We start from the raw sequence: 429 nt of genomic DNA, 5'->3' as shown, positions 1-429 counted from the left end.
CGCTTCCTGTTCGACACCGCTCACGACCACGGCCTGGCCGTATCACTAAAGAACGATTTGGAGCAAGTTGAAGACCTGGTTGATCACGCCGACTTCGCGGTGAATGAATCCTGTCACCAATGGCAGGAATGTCATCTGCTGACCCCGTTTATTGAAGCCGGCAAACCCGTGCTGCACATCGATTACCTGTACGGGGCCGACCCGCAGGGCCACAACATTCATTGCCAGCATATGGACAGCCTGGGCTTTCGCTCACTGACCCTGCCACTGGCACTGGACGACAGCTACCGCTTTAGCTGCAACGATTAAGCCTCGCCAAGCAAACACCGGGACTGCCCCCGACAACGGGGGCTGCTACACTGCCCTTTCGGCCTTTCGGAATGCAGTGTTATGCATGACACCCTGACATTAATTGTGGTTCTCCTCAGC

1 protein-coding gene is annotated in these 429 nt (G+C 56.2%); it reads left to right on the top strand.

Annotated features, from left to right (window positions below; translation table 11 throughout):
- Positions 1 to 309 (top strand): endo alpha-1,4 polygalactosaminidase (locus A3754_RS01585; RefSeq protein WP_197468366.1); only part of this gene is annotated, 309 nt, incomplete at its 5' end.
- Positions 310 to 429 lie beyond the last annotated feature (120 nt).

This window comes from Alcanivorax sp. HI0083 (genome assembly GCF_001635175.1).
The sequence above is the reverse complement of the archived record's forward strand: the minus strand, read 5'-3'. Positions and strand labels throughout refer to the sequence as shown.